General features: G+C 48.3%; 16 protein-coding genes and 1 tRNA gene (1 of these 17 cut by a window edge). 5 read left to right on the top strand and 12 right to left on the bottom strand.

The genetic code is table 11. From position 1 onward, the window contains the following. On the bottom strand, positions 1 to 84 hold the 5' portion of the coding sequence (gene apaG, locus NQD60_RS01510) for a Co2+/Mg2+ efflux protein ApaG (protein ID WP_257100776.1). 291 nt of this gene lie to the left of the window's left edge; the window shows 84 of its 375 coding nt (coding positions 1–84); the start codon lies at positions 82 to 84; the stop codon falls past the left edge of the window. Positions 85 to 350: 266 nt separating this feature from the next. Between apaG and rpe the strand changes: the two genes are divergently transcribed. From rpe to NQD60_RS01495, 3 genes are all read left to right on the top strand, one after another. Beyond that, positions 351 to 1,025 (top strand): ribulose-phosphate 3-epimerase, encoded by a 675-nt coding sequence (rpe, locus tag NQD60_RS01505; RefSeq protein WP_257101227.1) that lies wholly within the window; start codon positions 351 to 353, stop codon positions 1,023 to 1,025. 83 nt (positions 1,026 to 1,108) lie between these two features. After that, positions 1,109 to 1,684 carry an aminodeoxychorismate/anthranilate synthase component II gene (locus tag NQD60_RS01500; RefSeq protein ID WP_257100775.1) on the top strand — a complete coding sequence of 192 codons (576 nt, stop codon included), beginning with the start codon at positions 1,109 to 1,111 and terminating at the stop codon, positions 1,682 to 1,684. Between the two features lie 6 nt (positions 1,685 to 1,690). Further along, positions 1,691 to 2,428 (top strand): uracil-DNA glycosylase, encoded by a 738-nt coding sequence (locus tag NQD60_RS01495; RefSeq protein WP_257100774.1) that lies wholly within the window; start codon positions 1,691 to 1,693, stop codon positions 2,426 to 2,428. A gap of 29 nt (positions 2,429 to 2,457) precedes the next feature. On the opposite strand, the gene NQD60_RS01490 is transcribed toward NQD60_RS01495, so the two are convergent. The 3 genes from NQD60_RS01490 to NQD60_RS01480 form a co-directional block, all read right to left on the bottom strand. After that, positions 2,458 to 2,901, bottom strand: coding sequence for a CCDC90 family protein (locus tag NQD60_RS01490; protein ID WP_257100773.1), 444 nt, complete (start codon positions 2,899 to 2,901; stop codon positions 2,458 to 2,460). A 76-nt stretch (positions 2,902 to 2,977) separates the two neighbouring features. Beyond that, positions 2,978 to 4,768: a M61 family metallopeptidase gene (locus NQD60_RS01485; RefSeq protein ID WP_257100772.1), complete on the bottom strand. Its 1,791-nt coding sequence runs from the start codon at positions 4,766 to 4,768 to the stop codon at positions 2,978 to 2,980. Beyond that, positions 4,765 to 5,928, bottom strand: a complete 1,164-nt coding sequence (locus tag NQD60_RS01480) for a UbiH/UbiF family hydroxylase (protein WP_257100771.1) — start codon at positions 5,926 to 5,928, stop codon at positions 4,765 to 4,767. Before NQD60_RS01480 ends, NQD60_RS01485 begins: the two co-directional genes overlap by 4 nt. Positions 5,929 to 6,004: 76 nt before the next feature. Here NQD60_RS01480 and ychF point away from each other — a divergent pair, with 76 nt between their 5' ends. After that, positions 6,005 to 7,099: a redox-regulated ATPase YchF gene (ychF, locus tag NQD60_RS01475; RefSeq protein ID WP_257100770.1), complete on the top strand. Its 1,095-nt coding sequence runs from the start codon at positions 6,005 to 6,007 to the stop codon at positions 7,097 to 7,099. A 275-nt stretch (positions 7,100 to 7,374) separates the two neighbouring features. Here the strand turns inward: ychF and NQD60_RS01470 are convergent. From NQD60_RS01470 to NQD60_RS01440, 7 genes are all read right to left on the bottom strand, one after another. Further along, positions 7,375 to 7,450 (bottom strand) — tRNA-Thr (locus NQD60_RS01470). Positions 7,451 to 7,604: 154 nt separating this feature from the next. Continuing rightward, entirely contained in the window at positions 7,605 to 8,081 is a 477-nt protein-coding gene (locus NQD60_RS01465; RefSeq protein ID WP_257100769.1) for a ClpXP protease specificity-enhancing factor, read from the bottom strand. A gap of 96 nt (positions 8,082 to 8,177) precedes the next feature. Beyond that, a complete protein-coding gene (locus NQD60_RS01460; protein WP_223693438.1) occupies positions 8,178 to 8,789 on the bottom strand; it encodes a glutathione S-transferase N-terminal domain-containing protein in 612 nt (203 codons plus the stop codon). A 158-nt stretch (positions 8,790 to 8,947) separates the two neighbouring features. Continuing rightward, positions 8,948 to 9,688: a cytochrome c1 gene (locus NQD60_RS01455; RefSeq protein WP_257100768.1), complete on the bottom strand. Its 741-nt coding sequence runs from the start codon at positions 9,686 to 9,688 to the stop codon at positions 8,948 to 8,950. A 27-nt stretch (positions 9,689 to 9,715) separates the two neighbouring features. Beyond that, positions 9,716 to 11,134 (bottom strand): cytochrome bc complex cytochrome b subunit, encoded by a 1,419-nt coding sequence (locus tag NQD60_RS01450; protein ID WP_257100767.1) that lies wholly within the window; start codon positions 11,132 to 11,134, stop codon positions 9,716 to 9,718. Continuing rightward, positions 11,135 to 11,755, bottom strand: a complete 621-nt coding sequence (petA, locus tag NQD60_RS01445; protein ID WP_257100766.1) for a ubiquinol-cytochrome c reductase iron-sulfur subunit — start codon at positions 11,753 to 11,755, stop codon at positions 11,135 to 11,137. Positions 11,756 to 11,942: 187 nt separating this feature from the next. Next, on the bottom strand, positions 11,943 to 12,689 hold the full coding sequence (locus NQD60_RS01440; RefSeq protein ID WP_257100765.1) for a Nif3-like dinuclear metal center hexameric protein: 747 nt from the start codon (positions 12,687 to 12,689) through the stop codon (positions 11,943 to 11,945). Positions 12,690 to 12,709: 20 nt separating this feature from the next. On the opposite strand from NQD60_RS01440, the gene NQD60_RS01435 reads away from it, so the two are divergent. Then, entirely contained in the window at positions 12,710 to 13,918 is a 1,209-nt protein-coding gene (locus tag NQD60_RS01435) for a trypsin-like peptidase domain-containing protein (protein WP_257100764.1), read from the top strand. On the opposite strand, the gene tatC is transcribed toward NQD60_RS01435, so the two are convergent. Next, entirely contained in the window at positions 13,911 to 14,663 is a 753-nt protein-coding gene (gene tatC, locus NQD60_RS01430) for a twin-arginine translocase subunit TatC (RefSeq protein WP_257100763.1), read from the bottom strand. The genes NQD60_RS01435 and tatC overlap by 8 nt on opposite strands. Positions 14,664 to 14,667 lie beyond the last annotated feature (4 nt).

Below are 14,667 nucleotides of genomic sequence, written 5' to 3'. Positions count from 1 at the left end.
AAAAGCGAACTGATGCTGATCGGGTTCTGATTGTTCTGGTAAATAATTAGCTTGCGCTGAAACGCTGAATTCGTATTGGCTCATTTGTTTTGTTCGGATTGTGGAGCAAGGAAAAATTTCAATTGTGCTTGAAGCAGCGCCTAGCCGCAACCCTTCATTACACGGCCTCAAGCTTCTCATGGAATAGCAGGATAAACGATGCGCTCGCCCCTTTGATTGAACCGATACATCCTCATACATCCTCAAATATCAACGCTATCCATGTTCTTTAAAACTGTTGTCGACTAAGGCAGGTAGAATACCGAGTGTTGTTTTTCCCTGCTGACACACTCTTTACTCACACCCATTTTATGAAGCAATATCGAATCGCCCCAAGCATTTTATCTGCCGACTTTGCCCGTCTTGGCGAAGAGGTGCGTCAAGTCATTGACGCTGGCGCCGACTGGATTCATTTTGATGTGATGGATAACCACTATGTGCCGAATTTAACTGTCGGCCCGATGGTCTGCGAGGCCATCCGCCCACACGCTAAAGTACCAATTGATGTGCATTTGATGGTGCGACCAACAGATCGAATTGCCTCTGATTTTGCTAAAGCAGGCGCTAATATTATTAGTTTTCATCCAGAAGCTTCTGACCATATTGACCGCACTCTCACGCTCATTCGAGATCATGGCTGCCAAGCAGGTCTTGCTTTTAATCCAGCGACTCCGCTGCATTACCTTGATCATCTGATGGATCGACTTGATCTGATTTTGATTATGTCGGTGAACCCTGGTTTTGGCGGTCAATCATTTATTCCTGAAGCGATCAATAAATTGCGGGCCGTGCGTACTCGCATTGACGCGCATACGGCTAAAACCGGACGCGAGATCCGCCTTCAAGTAGATGGCGGCGTCAAGCTTGATAACATCGCAGCCATTGCAGCAGCGGGGGCAGATACCTTTGTCGCTGGCTCGGCGATTTTTGGACAACCCGATTATCGAACCGTCATCGAGGCCATGCGTCATCAGTTATCAAAATGACCAAAATTGAATTCCTCTCCCTTGCCGCTAAAGGCTACAACCGGATTCTGGTGATTGGCGGTGATTAGACATGGGGTTTTAAGATGTTGCTGATGATCGACAATTACGATTCCTTTACATACAATCTCGTGCAATATTTTGGCGAGTTAGGCGAAGAAGTTCTGACTGTACGCAATGATGAAATTACGCTGGCTGAAATCGCGGCTTTAAATCCTACTTATCTCTGCTTATCGCCCGGCCCAAGCGATCCGCATCACGCCGGCATCACCCTTGAGGTACTGCGTGAATTTACTGGCAAACTGCCTATTCTTGGGGTCTGCCTTGGACATCAGGCGATTGGTGCCGCCTGCGGTGGTCGCGTGGTCCGCGCACAAACCATCATGCATGGCAAAACCAGCGAGATTGAAACCGATGGCAAGGGCATCTTTACGCATTTACCAAGGCGCTTTAAGGTAACCCGCTATCACTCCCTCGCGCTAGAACGGGCGACTTTACCCGCTTGCCTAGACATCACGGCTACCACCGTTGATGGAGAGATTATGGGCATCAGGCATAAAACACTGGCGCTTGAAGGTGTACAGTTTCATCCTGAATCGATTCTGACGGAACATGGACACGCTTTATTGAAGAATTTTCTGGATCGCGCGGCAACTTATTAATTGATTATGTGTATTACCCAACTTGAAACCGGCTTAGCCTCTCAATTTACCGCGCTGCCGATTGCATGGCGCGATTGCATGACGCCATTTATCGGCAGCCCAAGTTATCCGGCACTGTGCCGTTTTGTGGATGGCGAACGCGCACAAGGTAAGACGATTTATCCAAACGATGTGTTTCATGCATTAAATTTGACATCGCCAGCCGAGGTAAAAGTAGTGATCATCGGCCAAGATCCCTATCACGGCGAAGAACACGGCATTCCTCAGGCGCATGGGCTTGCATTTTCAGTGCCGCCTGGCGTCCGCCCTCCTCCGTCATTACGCAATATTTTCAAAGAACTTAACGCTAACTTTGGCCACCCAATACCCTCGCATGGCTGCCTAGAAAGTTGGGCGCGTCAGGGCGTACTCTTATTGAATACCGTTTTAACCGTAGAGCGCGGCCGCGCGGGTAGCCATGCAAAACGGGGATGGGAATCGTGTACTGATACGCTAATTCAGCAGCTTGCCGCCCAACATGAGCGTTTGATTTTCCTACTTTGGGGCTCACACGCGCAAACTAAACGCGTATTGCTAGATCCAAGCAAGCATAAAATACTCGAAGCCCCTCATCCATCCCCACTCTCTGCGTATCGAGGTTTTCTCGGCTGCCAGCATTTTAAGCTCGCCAACGAATATTTAGTCAATACTCAACGGCCCGCAATTAATTGGCGGCTGCCCGCAACTGCAGATTTGTCTTATTAGTCTGAATTGTCCTAAACCGCGGCATCAGACTAAATATTGCCCGGCAAAAATTTCAATATGCCGATAATCAAACCAACCTGCGCAATAGCGATTCCAATAAACCATTTTAGAAGCTCAAACTTATTACTAGATGCTTCCTCTCGCAGACCAGATATTTCACCTCGAAGGTTATTACCTAAGCCTGATATTTCACCTCGAAGAGTAGATATTGTTTGCTCAAACTTGAGGTCCATATCTTTACGTAAATCACTAATCTCATGCCGCAGTTCTTCTTTGACTGCATGCAAATCTTCTTTGGCTGGCAATTCTTGCAAATTGACGGCAAATATCTCTGACAGAACCTCTGCTTCAGCCTCAGCTTGAGCACTTGGAACACCCGCTTCCTTTAAGCGCTTAGAAAACTTTAAAGTATCAAATATTGCTATTGCCATCACCAAGTTCCTCAGCTCTTTCAAATTGAGCGCATGCGCCATTTTTTCCCTCACAGAATAATCTGATCGGTTTAATTATTAACCAAATTTGGGAGATATGCAAGCAATTTAAGTACGCTTATCCAGATAACCATGCAGCGCGCCATTTGCACGCCTCACTGCGCGACTCCGAAGGATGTAAGCGGTAACTCGCAACCTCTGGCGGGTCAAGTGTGAGCTGCACGCAACGCAATTCATCACGCCGGAAAATATGCACGTCAAACTGATCTGCTGTTTGGTAGCGAGCAAGCAACGCATCGAGATTACTGCCATGCACGCGCAAGCCGTCAAGCGCAACCAATCTATCCCCTGCTGACAAGCCAGCTCGTTGCGCGGCACCGCCCTCATATACAACCTCAACCCACACACCCTCGCGCACGCGCATGCCAAGTGACGGCAAATGGTTTGCCACCTCAGCCTCAAGCGTCACCTCGAATGGCGCCAATAACTCTGTTAGTGGCAAATCATTAGTGCCATACACTGCTTCCTGATACAACTCTGAGAGATCAACACCCGTGGCTTCATGTAATAGAGCCTCAATTTCATCGTCAGTAATGCCCACCGGTTGGTGCTGATAAAAATCGCGGCCATAGCGCTGCCATAGCAACCGCATCACGTCATCCAGCGATCGAGTAGATTTAGTCTGGGCTCGGATGGCAAGGTCAAAAGCCAGCGCAATCAACGCCCCCTTTTGGTAATAACTCACAATCGCATTGGCTGCATTCTCATCTTGCATATAATATTTAGTCCAAGCATCAAATGAGCTCTCAGCAACACTTTGCTTAAACCGGCCACTACCGCGCAACACTTTTGCCAGGGTCTTACCCAGCAACGCAAAATAATCCGGCATGCTCATGAGCCCACTGCGCACCAGCATCAGATCATCATAATAAGAGGTGAAACCTTCAAATAACCAGAGTAGCGTCGTGTAATTTTCATGGGCAAGATCATAGGGTGCAAATGTAGTCGGCTTGATCCGTTTCACATTCCAACTATGAAAATATTCGTGACTACACAAACTAAGGTAATCGCGATACCCATCCGTTATCTTGTCTGGCGCACACCCGATAGCCGGTAAATCACTACGCTTACAAATCAAAGCTGACGAAGCGCGATGCTCAAGACCACCGAAACCGTCGGTCAGCGCCATGGTCATAAACATATAACGCTTAAACGGCGCACCTTTTGTCTGCGGCTCAAAAAATGCGATTTGCGTTTCGCAGATACGCTGCAAATCCTGCGTTAAACGCGCCAAATCAAGCGCTGAAACCTTGCCCCCAATGACGACTTCATGCGCTACCTGATAAGCGTTAAAACACGCTAGCGCAAACTCACCCAACATGACTGGATGATCAATCAATTCATCGTAGTTAGCTGCGCGATATTCACCAAAACCATGGCGGTGTGTAGCTTCGGCTTCAGCCAATGTAGTTGCAACCCGCCAGTCGTGATATGCCGTTCCAAGCGGCGCTTTTATCTCAACACAACAAGGTGCCGCCTGCTGGCCAAGCACGGCTAAAAAAACACTCGTGCCATTAAAAAAACCAATGGTGTCATCAAGGTGGGCAGCACGCACCGACAGCTCCCACGCGTACACCTCATAAGTCAGTATCAACGCCCCTTTAACCGGCGCTGCTTGCCAATTATGCTTATCAATTTTCTGCAGCGGAACCTGGCGCCCTGTGGCTACCGAGTGCGCCTTTATGGTCACGATATGGCGCGCGAATTCACGCACCTTATAGCTGCCTGGAATCCACACGGGCAGCATAAAACGCTGCCCTACCGGGTCAGGATCAAGCACCGTGAGCGTCACTTCAAAAAGATGTGCTGCGGGATGTTTAGGAATAATCGTATAGTGTATTGGCTTCATAAACCCAGTGCGGAGGCAACCAATTTGCGCTTGATAAAAGATTGCTGGTTCAATAACGTCAGGCCGGCGTTGCGTATGCCGCGCACAAACCCACCAGGCCATGAAAAAAGTCGATGCAAACCATCTGTTACGAGCGACAATTTCTGAATATCCTCGCGCCGAGAACGTTCATAACGGCGTAGTAGCGTCATGTCGCCCAAATCCCGAAATGGCTCTTTGCCGGCGAGAACCTGAGCTAATTCCGCCACATCGCGTAAACCAAGATTCATCCCCTGGCCCGCCAGAGGATGAATCAAATGCGCAGCATCCCCGACCAGCGCGACCCGTGGTGCAATCAGACGCTCAACCTTTTGCAAACTGAGCGGAAAACCTTGTCTCTGAGACACACACTTAAGGGCACCAAACCGATTTCCTACGACCGCTTCAAGCTCAGCTGAAAAAGCAATTTCATCCAGTGCCAGCAAGTCTTGGGCATGCTGCTCATGCGCTGACCAGACAAGCGATACATGATTCTCCGGCAATGGCAATAAGGCAATAAGTTCGCCCTTATGGAACCATTGATAAGCCGTTTCACGATGTGGCTTTTCAGTCTTAAAGTTAGCGACAATGCCTATTTGCTGATAATCGCGCCGCACAAGCTTCCCCCCCATTTGAGTACGTACCCACGATTGGGCGCCATCCGCGCCAACCACAAGCTGAGTGTTGAGCACTTGGCCATCATCCAACTCAAGTAAAGCTCGCTCAGGCAAAACCGAAAAATGATGCGCACGGCGATCTAGCCAAACCAAACTCGGCTGAAACCGCAGCGCCGTATCCAATGCCAACTCAAGCAACGAGGCTTCAGTGATCCATGCCAACCGCGGCACATGCGCCTGAAAAGCGGAAAAGTGCAACTCAGCCAATGCATCGCCATAGATACGCATATCGTAGACAGGAGCCAAGCGCGCAGGATCGAGGGCCTGCCAGATCCGTAATTGCTCAAATAAAGTTTGAGCGCTTGCCGAAAGCGCATAAACACGGGAATTAAAAGCCGCCGGTACACTCACTGTCGGAGCGAGCAAAGCCACCCGCAACCCCAATTGCGCAAATGCCAGAGCAGCTGTTTTACCAACCAGCCCTCCCCCCACTACAACTATCTGAAAACTTTGAGATTCGATCATCCTGCTATTATAGCCATCCATTTTACTTATTCTTATTGCTCGCCTGTAAAACAGGCCTTATCTCTGAAAGGATGTCATGAGTCTCAAATGCGGCATCGTCGGCCTGCCTAACGTCGGCAAGTCGACTCTTTTTAACGCCCTAACCAAAGCCGGCATTGCCGCCGAAAACTACCCATTTTGCACGATCGAAGCAAACGTGGGGATAGTCGAAGTACCCGATGAACGACTGACGGCCCTCGCCGATATTGTCAAGCCCGAGCGTACCGTGCCTGCGATTGTTGAATTTGTCGATATTGCAGGCTTAGTTGCAGGCGCCTCGAAAGGTGAAGGACTTGGCAATAAATTTCTAGCCAATATCCGTGAAACGGACGCTATCGCCCATGTTGTACGCTGCTTTGATGACCCGAATGTAGTGCATGTCGCAGGTCAAATTAATCCCCTCGCGGATATTGAAGTGATTAATACTGAGCTTGCGCTAGCGGATTTAGGCACGGTTGAAAAAGCGTTATCACGTTATTCAAAAGCAGCGAAATCAGGTGGCGATAAGGAAGCAGCAAAGTATGTCATTTTGCTCGAGAAAATACAAAAACAGCTAGATGCCGTACAGCCTGTGCGCGCACTTGATTTGTCGGACGATGAACGCGTCTTACTCAAAACCTTATGTCTAATCACCGCCAAGCCAACCATGTATATCGCCAATGTGAAAGAGGATGGCTTTGATAACAATCCCTTGTTTGACATGGTCAAACACCATGCAGAATCGGAAAAAGCGCCAGTCGTTGCAGTATGTGCGGCGATTGAAGCAGAAATTTCTGAGCTGCCTGACGAAGATAAAGCCATCTTCTTGGCCGATATGGGGATGGATGAAGCAGGGCTCAACCGCGTGATTCGTGCCGGCTTTAAATTGCTTGGATTACAAACTTATTTCACGGCAGGCGTTAAAGAAGTACGCGCTTGGACCATCCGCATAGGGGATACTGCACCTCAAGCAGCTGGGGTGATTCACACTGATTTTGAGCGTGGCTTTATTCGTGCGCAGACAATCGCATTTGACGATTTCATTGCTTATAAAGGCGAGCAAGGCGCAAAAGAGGCAGGCAAAATGCGAGCTGAGGGGAAGGAGTACAAAGTACGCGATGGAGATGTGATGAATTTTTTGTTTAATGTTTAGGCAAACGCGCGTATCTGAGTTGTGAAGATGTGCGGCTGCTTTGACAAAGCGATTAAGTTAAAGCAGCCGCATTAGAGTAATAATCAGGCTAAATTCTGACTATTAAGAGAATTTAAGAAAAGTTTTCTTTGGAAATTTACTAGATAGCCAGAAGGAAAAAAGCTGTCGCGCTTTTTGCTAAAGGAATGCTACCATTCCGATCAAAAATGGAGGAAAGTCAGGGGTAAAAAGTAACTTCTCAAAAAACGTAAATCTTTGATTTATAAGAATTTTTATGGTGCCGGCTGCAGGACTCGAACCCGCTACCTGATGATTACAAATCAACTGCTCTACCAGATGAGCTAAGCCGGCAAGACCCGAATTATAACGCATTGCGAGCAATCTGCTCACTTAATTTATGCTGAAATTGCACTATCCAGCAATTTCAATCAGCTGCCCCGTTTCTCAATGGAGATTAAACTTGCACAGCAACCTATACCGCCAATTTAATAGCCAATATTTTTCCTCATTTAACAATCTTTAGATGCGAGCGCCCACTTTTTTTCTTACCGTTATTATCATCTTGCTTCTCCTTAGCTAGTAAGGTTTCCGTTGATGGCTCGTCCAATACAGAGAGTAGATCAGTATTTTCCGCGCTAGACGCATCCGCTGCGTTGTTCGACGACGACGCATCTACTGGAAAGGCCATACCTTGACCATTTTCTAGTGCATAAATAGCCAGCACATTCTCAACCGGCACTTCTATTTTATGGGCTCTACCAGAAAATCGTGCATTGAATTCAATCCAGTCATTGCGCATTTGCAACCCGCTCGTTGCGCTAAAACTGATATTAAGCACAATCTCGCCGTCATGGACGAACTCACGCGGAACTCGAGCTTGGTTATCTACTCGCACCACAATATGCGGGGTATAACTATTATCGGTGCACCATTCATAAAGTGCGCGCAATAGATAAGGTTTGGTTGAAATCGCTTGCTGCATTCGACATCCTTGAAATGATGGTCAGTGCGCCTGCCACAAGCAAAGCGCACTGGGCTATATGCATATACAGCTATATCGCATACACCTTAAACCAGATTAACGACGCATGACCTTTTCTGAAGGGGTCAATGCTTCAATGAAGGCTGGACGGCTAAAGATCCGCTCCGCGTACTTCATTAGTGACGCCGCATTCTTTGAAAGTTCAATGCCAAAATAATCAAGGCGCCATAGCAATGGCGCAATAGCTACGTCCAACATCGAAAACTCTTCGCCCAGCATATATTTGTTTTTAATAAAAATCGGCGCTAATTGAGTTAAACGATCGCGAATGGCATGACGCGCTTTTTCATGGGTCTTGTCAGTTGAGCGGCCTTTAGCCGATTCAAGCGTAGTGACGTGCACAAACAATTCTTTTTCAAAGTTAAACAGAAAAAGACGAGCGCGCGCGCGTTGTGCTGGATCTGCGGGCATCAACTGCGGATGAGGAAACCGCTCATCAATATATTCGTTAATGATATTTGACTCGTATAGAATCAGGTCACGCTCCACTAAAATTGGCACTTGGCCATATGGATTCATGACTGCAATATCTTCCGGTTTATTGAAAAGATCAACATCTCGGATTTCAAAGTCCATCCCTTTTTCAAATAGGACCACCCGGCAACGCTGAGAAAACGGGCACGTCGCGCCGGAATATAAAATCATCATTTTTTACTTTCCTTAAAAAACCAAAGGGCTGCACTGCTTGCTGCCCATTCACTTCACTCTTCGCCCCTGCGAAAAGTCAAAACCACTTAACTCGCTTATGACTGCTTGCAGAGGCTATCAATTCACTTTAGCCTTATAGCAATCCGCTTAGAGAATGTCTATTTAATTTCTTTCCAATAGTTTACATTCAACCGCCATGCGAAAAGACTGAGCACACTCAAAAACACTATCACCCACACCCCAAGCCGTTTGCGCTGCTGTTGTACAGGTTCAGCCATCCAGACCAAATAAGAGACTAAATCAGCCACTGCCGAATCATAATCCATTGGCGACAAGGTGCCCGGTGTAAGTTGCCGGTAGCCTATATTTTTTTGACCGATATCGTGCCCCACACTACTCTCCCCTTCGCTTTGCAGCGTACGTTGTCCCTGTAACTGCCATAATACATGAGGCATCGCAACATTCTCAAAGACCAAATTGTTCCAGCCAGTAGGCCGAGTATCATCCCGGTAAAAACTTCTTAAGTAGGTATATAACCAGTCGCGCCCGCGCGCTCGGGCCTCCAAGGATAGGTCTGGCGCATCTGTGCCGAACCATGCTTTAGCATCGTCCACGCGCATGGCAATATTCATCATCTTGCCAACCTTGTCAGCGGTAAACAACAGATTGCTTTCAACCTCTTGCGCAGAAATACCAATGTCGCGCAGCCGACTATAGCGCATTTGGTTCGCACTATGACAATTTAAACAATAGTTCACGAAGAACCGAGCACCGCGCTGCAGCGCTGCAAGGTCTCGCGTGCGATCAGGAGCTCGATCCAGTGCGACCGTTTGCTCATTTGCCACCGCTGAAGTCACTATAACAGCAGCCAAGATCAATATTGAGAGCAGTGTTTTCATTTAAATCCGCCTTTTTTGACTGTCAACTCACGATTTACGTGAAAAAGTGACACGGTCCGGCACTGGCTTAAAAACACCACGCTGGCTCCAATATGGCATGCCAAAGAAAAAGGCAAAATACAACAACGTGCATATTTGCGAAATCACGTTAGCCACTGTGGACGGTGGTTTAGTGCCAAGCACTGCCAGGGTTAAAAACACTAAAACAAATATCGTATATAAGACTTTATGAAAAAAAGGCCGATATCGGATCGATTTTGCCGGGCTACGGTCCAGCCAGGGTAAAAAGAAAAGTGTCATCACCGCCCCTCCCATGATGACCACGCCCCAAAGTTTCGCTTCTGTTACCCGCATTGCCGCAATCACAAGTGCCATACCAATCGCCGATACGGCTCTATATTTAAGGGTACGCGCGCGCACTACGCCTAATAAACCCAGTAGGCCAAGCACGATCATTAAAACGAGCTTGAAGTCGTCCGTGGTGGCGCGCAGCATCGAATAAAATGCGGTGAAATACCAAACTGGAGCGATTTCAGTTGGTGTTTTTAATGAATCAGCCGGAATAAAATTATTGGCCTCAAGAAAATACCCCCCCATCTCTGGCGCAAAGAAAACAATCGCGCTAAAAATCAACAAGAAAATCGACACACTCATGAAATCGTGCACCGTGTAGTATGGATGAAACGGCACCCCATCCAGCGGCACGCCATGCTCATCTTTTTTATCTTTAATCTCAATGCCGTCCGGGTTATTCGAGCCAACTTGGTGCAATGCAATCAGATGCAGAGCAACCAGCAGCAGCAACACCAATGGAATCGCAATCACATGAAAAGCAAAGAAGCGATTTAGCGTGGCATCGCTCACCACATAATCGCCTCGAATCCACAGCGCCAGATCAGGACCGATCAATGGAATAGCCGAAAAAAGGTTGACAATAACTTGCGCCCCCCAATACGACATTTGACCCCACGGCAATAGGTAGCCAAAAAATGCTTCCGCCATCAAGCATAAAAAAATCAGACAGCCCAAAATCCAAACCAGTTCGCGCGGCTTACGATATGAGCCATATAAAAGCCCGCGAAACATGTGCAAATAAAGCACCACAAAAAACATCGATGCGCCGGTCGAGTGCATATAGCGAATCAACCAACCCCATGGCACTTCGCGCATGATGTACTCAACCGAAGAAAATGCAAGATTGGCCTCCGGTTTGTAATTCATCGTCAGAAAGATGCCAGTTACAATCTGGATCACCAACACAAGTAAGGCGAGCGAGCCGAAAAAATACCAAAAGTTAAAATTCTTGGGTGCGTAGTATTCTGATAAATGATTCTTCCAAAACACCGATAATGGGAAACGGTGATCAATCCAAGCTAATACGCCGTTGGTTTCGACTGGAGCCTCAAGGCTAGATTCAGCGGGTTGTTTAGAATGCTGATGGGTCATTTATGCTTCTCCTTTTTCGTCTTTTCCAATTACGATTCGGGTGGATGAGAGAAACATATAAGGAGGCACATCCAGGTTTTGAGGAGCGGGCTTGTTTTTAAAAACCCGGCCAGCAAGATCAAAAGTGGAACCGTGACAAGGACATAACCAACCGCCCGGCCAATCGTTGGGCAGGCTGTGCTGCGGTCCGGTTTGAAAGCGTGGCACTGGCGAGCATCCCAAGTGCGTGCAGATACCAATTAAAACGAGTATATGAGGATGTTCAACCCGCGCTCTATATTTGTTTTTACAGTAATCGGGCAGTGGCATCGAGAAAGGGTTTTTGGTATCAGGATCAGCAATCATAGGGTCAGCCTTGTCTACATCAGCCAACATCTCATCGCTACGATTGATAATCCATACGGGTTTGCCGCGCCAGGCAACCGTCATCACTTCACCCGTTTGCAGGTGACTAATATCCGCTTCGACCGGTGCTCCAGCCGCCTTAGCACGCTCTGACGGGGCTAATGACCCCGCAAAAGGCAATAAAGTCGCTATCCCTCCTATGCCACCCGCGACAGAAGTCGCAATCAGCCAGTGCCGGCGCTCACTATTAACCGTTTTCCCTTGCTTGTCTCGCATCAACATACCCCCGTTTTTTAGGCCGTATTTTTGCTTCTCCTTTCATTATACCAATCAGCCTAATCGAGAGCATACCCAGTCTGTGGGAAAATTTTTATTTTCACTGGCAGCTTCATTAAATGTCTGCTTTTCCCAATAAAAATTCCACGTTACGGCACAGGCTTAAAACTTATATGCGCGGCTTTGCTTAAACCGGATTATCAATATCAATAAAGCAATGCTCGATCTCAAAGGTACTCGCTAAATGCGCGCCTAGCGCCTGCACTCCGTAACGCTCCGTCGCGTGATGACCCGCAGCCAAATAGGCAACGCCGCATTCGCGGGATAAATGAGTCGTGGCCTCGGAGATTTCGCCACTCAGATACAGATCGGCACCGGCCTCAATGGCGTCGTTAAACAAACCCTGCGCAGCTCCTGTGCACCACGCTACACGACGCACCTTATGGTGCGCGTCACCTAAGGCCAGTGGCTGGCGACCTAATCGATGAGCTACATGCGCCGCCATAGCGTCTAAAGTAACCGGCGCCGGCAAAGTCGCCAGCCAGCCTAACTCATTGGCCCCGAAACGCCCGTCCACAAACCAACCCAGGAGTTCCCCCAATTGCGCATTGTTGCCTAGATCACGATGGGCATCGAGCGGTAGATGATACGCAAATAGATTAATATCATGCGCCAACAGCAAGCGTAGCCGCCGGTATTTCCAACCCGTGATAGGTAATGCTTCGTTTTTCCAGAAAAAACCATGATGCACCAAAATCGCATCTGCACCCCAAGCAAGTGCGGCCTCAAGTAAAGCCAATGAAGCCGTCACGCCGGTTGCAAGCCTGTTGATTTGCCGTCGCCCTTCAACCTGCAACCCATTGGGGCAGTAATCCTGAAAACAATCCGCGGCCAATAGCCGGTTCAAGTACAATCTAAGTTCATTACGATCCATATTAGCTCTAATCTCTTTCCATGCTTAAACGTTTCTGGCTCCTCTTCGCGCAAACGGTTACCTTGCTCTTGGCGCTTTTGTTTATTGTCGCCACATTAAAGCCAGAATGGCTACAAAGGCAAGGCCAATTTGGCCAGCAGTTGGGCTCAACCATTGTTGCCTTACGTGAAACCGCACCCGCGGCTCATATCCGCAGCAAGCCAGAATGGTCTTATGCAGATGCTGCCCAAAAAGCCATGCCAGCTGTGGTGAATATATTTTCAAGTGCAGACACCCCTCCCACCCCAGACCCCCGCATGGAAGACCCGCTTTTTCGCTATTTCTTCGGCGATCATGGTGGCCGGCGGCCACGGGAGCAACCCGAAGCAACGCTAGGTTCAGGCGTCATTGTCAGCCCAGAAGGGTACATTCTAACGAATGATCATGTGGTCGATGGCGCAGATGAAATCGAAATCGCCCTCGCAGATGGCCGCAAAGCGCCCGCACAGGTGATTGGCACTGATCCAGAAACCGACCTTGCCGTATTAAAGGTCAATTTACCTAATCTCCCTGCCATCACGCTTGGCCGCATGGAAGAGGCGCGCATTGGCGATGTCGTGCTCGCTATCGGCAATCCTTTCGCGGTTGGCCAAACCGTCACTATGGGCATTATTAGCGCGCTCGGGCGCAACCATCTCGGCATTAATACCTTTGAAAATTTCATTCAGACCGATGCACCGATTAATCCAGGCAATTCTGGCGGCGCATTAGTTGACAGTAGAGGGAATTTACTCGGCATTAATACCGCTATTTACTCAGCATCGCGTAGTGGCGGCTCATTAGGCATCGGTTTTGCGATTCCAATTTCTACCGCGCGTAGCGTACTTGAAAGCATTATCACCACGGGCGCTGTTACACGCGGTTGGATCGGCATCGAACCTCAGGATATTACGCCAGAAATTGCCGAATCATTTGATCTAAAGGGTAAATCTGGCGCCATCGTTGCCGGCGTGCTGCAAAGCGGCCCAGCCCATAAAGCCGGCATACGCCCAGGCGATATTTTGGTTGACGTCAATGGCACTCATATCGATGACACGACTGAATTGCTAGATGTGATTGCGCAAATTAAACCAGGCACCGAGGCAAAATTACATATTGTGCGTAAAAACAAGCCTTTAGATATCATTGTGACAATTGGCAAACGTCCACCGCCGCCTAAAAATACGTCACGCAGCGATGAAGTTAACTAACCTTCTCTTCTTTTTTGAGCAATAGTCGCGCAGCGAGCAAGCCTATTTCATAGAGTACAATCAGTGGCACCGCCAACAAAAATTGCGAAAACACATCTGGCGGGGTCACAACGGCTGCAATAATAAAAGCGCCAACGATGATATAAGGCCTGATTTGCTTAAGCTTGCTCAAAGTCAGCACCCCCATGCGCACTAGCAACACGACCACGATCGGCACTTCAAATGCTATCCCAAAAGCTAGAAACAGAGTTAACGCAAAACTTAGATAATGGTCGATATCGGTTGCCATCTGTACGCCAAGCGGCTCATTATAATGCGCCATGACTCGAAAAATTGCTGGAAACACCAAGAAATAAGCGAGCGCCATCCCGCTTAAAAATAGTGCATAACTACTGCCAACAAGTGGCACAATCAGCGTCTTCTCATGCTGATAAAGCCCAGGCGCAATAAACGCCCATAACTGGTAGAGCACAAACGGTAATGCAATTACCAATGCGACTAACAGCGTAACCTTGACCGGCACAAAAAACGAACCCGTGACATCCAGCACAATCATTTTGCCATCTTTAGGCAAATTGATCAGTAAAGGGCGCGCCAACAGCCGGAAAATATCCGGCGCCCAATAGATAAGCCCAATAAATACAATGAGCACGGCAGCCCCTGCCCGCATGACCCGACTGCGCAATTCGACCAGATGGGAAATAAACGTGTCTTCGCCTGTTGTAGTGGATTGAGGATGGTTCACGCCA

The sequence above is a fragment of the Mycoavidus sp. SF9855 genome (assembly GCF_024582735.1).
In the GTDB taxonomy this organism is placed as follows: Bacteria; Pseudomonadota; Gammaproteobacteria; order Burkholderiales; family Burkholderiaceae; genus Mycoavidus.
The sequence above is the reverse complement of the archived record's forward strand: the minus strand, read 5'-3'. Positions and strand labels throughout refer to the sequence as shown.

Excerpts from the sequence above, each read along its gene's own strand:
- NQD60_RS01465 (WP_257100769.1), bottom strand. The coding sequence starts at position 8,081 with ATGCAGCAAGCGATTTCAACCAAACCTTATCTATTGCGCGCACTTTAT.
- NQD60_RS01450 (WP_257100767.1), bottom strand. The coding sequence starts at position 11,134 with ATGACCCATCAGCATTCTAAACAACCCGCTGAATCTAGCCTTGAGGCT.
- NQD60_RS01485 (WP_257100772.1), bottom strand. The coding sequence starts at position 4,768 with ATGAAGCCAATACACTATACGATTATTCCTAAACATCCCGCAGCACAT.
- NQD60_RS01495 (WP_257100774.1), top strand. The coding sequence starts at position 1,691 with ATGTGTATTACCCAACTTGAAACCGGCTTAGCCTCTCAATTTACCGCG.
- ychF (WP_257100770.1), top strand. The coding sequence starts at position 6,005 with ATGAGTCTCAAATGCGGCATCGTCGGCCTGCCTAACGTCGGCAAGTCG.
- NQD60_RS01480 (WP_257100771.1), bottom strand. The coding sequence starts at position 5,928 with ATGATCGAATCTCAAAGTTTTCAGATAGTTGTAGTGGGGGGAGGGCTG.
- NQD60_RS01440 (WP_257100765.1), bottom strand. The coding sequence starts at position 12,689 with ATGGATCGTAATGAACTTAGATTGTACTTGAACCGGCTATTGGCCGCG.
- NQD60_RS01500 (WP_257100775.1), top strand. The coding sequence starts at position 1,109 with ATGTTGCTGATGATCGACAATTACGATTCCTTTACATACAATCTCGTG.
- NQD60_RS01435 (WP_257100764.1), top strand. The coding sequence starts at position 12,710 with ATGCTTAAACGTTTCTGGCTCCTCTTCGCGCAAACGGTTACCTTGCTC.
- rpe (WP_257101227.1), top strand. The coding sequence starts at position 351 with ATGAAGCAATATCGAATCGCCCCAAGCATTTTATCTGCCGACTTTGCC.
- NQD60_RS01455 (WP_257100768.1), bottom strand. The coding sequence starts at position 9,688 with ATGAAAACACTGCTCTCAATATTGATCTTGGCTGCTGTTATAGTGACT.
- petA (WP_257100766.1), bottom strand. The coding sequence starts at position 11,755 with ATGCGAGACAAGCAAGGGAAAACGGTTAATAGTGAGCGCCGGCACTGG.
- NQD60_RS01460 (WP_223693438.1), bottom strand. The coding sequence starts at position 8,789 with ATGATGATTTTATATTCCGGCGCGACGTGCCCGTTTTCTCAGCGTTGC.
- NQD60_RS01490 (WP_257100773.1), bottom strand. The coding sequence starts at position 2,901 with ATGGCGCATGCGCTCAATTTGAAAGAGCTGAGGAACTTGGTGATGGCA.